This window comes from Kitasatospora sp. NPDC054768 (assembly GCF_053612025.1).
Genome location: NZ_JBSHBN010000343.1, coordinates 1 through 1,579, shown reverse-complemented (window position 1 = coordinate 1,579; position 1,579 = coordinate 1). Strand labels below are relative to the sequence as shown.

General features: G+C 74.2%; 2 protein-coding genes and 1 pseudogene. All 3 read left to right on the top strand.

What is annotated here, in order from left to right:
- Window positions 1–477: pseudogene (locus tag ACWGKU_RS41010) on the top strand (B12-binding domain-containing radical SAM protein); the annotation flags it as partial.
- On the top strand, window positions 474–1,100 hold the full coding sequence (locus tag ACWGKU_RS41005) for a dTMP kinase (RefSeq protein WP_331768529.1): 627 nt from the start codon (window positions 474–476) through the stop codon (window positions 1,098–1,100). The pseudogene ACWGKU_RS41010 and the gene ACWGKU_RS41005, both read left to right, overlap by 4 nt.
- 7 nt (window positions 1,101–1,107) lie before the next feature.
- Window positions 1,108–1,572: an NUDIX hydrolase gene (locus ACWGKU_RS41000; RefSeq protein ID WP_331768530.1), complete on the top strand. Its 465-nt coding sequence runs from the start codon at window positions 1,108–1,110 to the stop codon at window positions 1,570–1,572.
- Window positions 1,573–1,579 lie beyond the last annotated feature (7 nt).

Sequence of the window (1,579 nt, the reverse complement as noted above, 5' to 3'; positions counted from 1 at the left end):
GCGGTGGACAAGCGGATCACCCCCGCCATGACCCTCACCGTCGCCCGCCGGCTGCTGGAGAAGGGCATCGGCGTGAAGGGGTACTTCATCCTCGGTTACCCCGGCGAGACCAGGGACGACGCCCTCGCCACCCTCGCCCACATCCGCGCACTCTGGGCCCTGTCCGACCGCCTGCCCGGCACCTTCCGCGCCTCCGCGTTCACCTTCCGCCCCTACCCCGGCTCGCCCGTCTTCGCCGACCTCGTCCGGCAGGGCTGGGACCCCGAGGCCCTGCAGACCTACCAGGACGTCGACCTCACCGCACACGGCGCCGACGAGGCGATGCGCGGCCGCGACGAGTTCAACTTCGCCACCGGCCAGCAGTTCGGCCACGTCCCCCTCACCCGGCTGTACGACTGGCTCGCCGACATCTCCCGCGAACAGCACCACCGCAACACCGCCGCCGCGGCCGCGGCCCGCCGGGAGGTCGACGCGTGACCGGCCTGCTGCTCACCGTGGACGGGCCCAGCGGCCTGGGCAAGTCCACCGCCGTCGCCGCCACCGCCCGCGCCCTGCGGGCGGCCGGACACACCGTCCACACCGCCACCGGCCCCTCCGCCACCCCCTACGGACAGGCCGTGCGCGCGAGCGCCGCGACGATGCGCGGCCGCGCCCTCGCCCTGGCCGTCGCCGCCGACCGCCTCCACCAGCTCGACACCGACGTCCGCCCCCGCCGCGCCGCCGGCACCACCGTGCTGCTGGACCGCTACCTGCCCTCCACCCTCGTCCTCCAGCGCGCCGACGGCGTCGACACCGACTTCCTGCTCACCGTCAACGAGGGCGCGGACGTCCCCGACCTCGCGGTCCTCCTCACCGCCGACCCCGACACCGTGCAGCGCCGCCTCGCCCACCGCGGCACCCGGCACCGCTTCGAACTCGACGCCGCCGCCACCGCCCGCGAACTGCGGCTCTACCAGGAGGCCGTCCCCGTGCTCGAACGGCTCGGCTACCGGCTCCACACCGTGGACACCACCCACCTGACCCCCGAACAGACCGCACAGGCCATCCTGGAGGCGGTCCCGCCCCGGACGACCAACACCAAAATCCCGTACGGGAGTTAGAGAGAACATGAGCACCAGCGACACGCGTCCCATCCCGCTTCCCGTCGTGGACGTCCACGTCGTCCTGCGCACCCCGGACGGCAAGATCCTGCTCTCCCAGCGCGGCGGCCCCTACGGCTACGGCCAGTGGCACGCCCCCAGCGGCAAACTCGACCCCGGCGAGAAGCCGGCCCACGGCGCCGCCCGCGAACTGGAGGAGGAGACCGGGATCACCACCGACCCGGCCCGCCTCCACCTCGCCCACACCGTCCTGCACCACCAGGACCCGGCGACCCTGCGCCTCGGGCTGTTCTACCTCGCCACCGCGTGGGAGGGCGAGCCGGTCAACCGCGAACCCGACAAGTGCCTGGACCTGCGCTGGTTCACCGAGGACGGCCTGCCCGACGACCTGATCCCCTACCCCGCCGCCGGCATCCACGGCGCCCTCACCGACCCCGGCGGCCTGACCCACCACGGCTGGCCGGCCGCCTGACGGCCCC

What these genes read in the sequence shown, in the direction of transcription:
- ACWGKU_RS41000 (WP_331768530.1), top strand. Translation starts at nt 1,108, where the DNA reads ATGAGCACCAGCGACACGCGTCCCATCCCGCTTCCCGTCGTGGACGTC.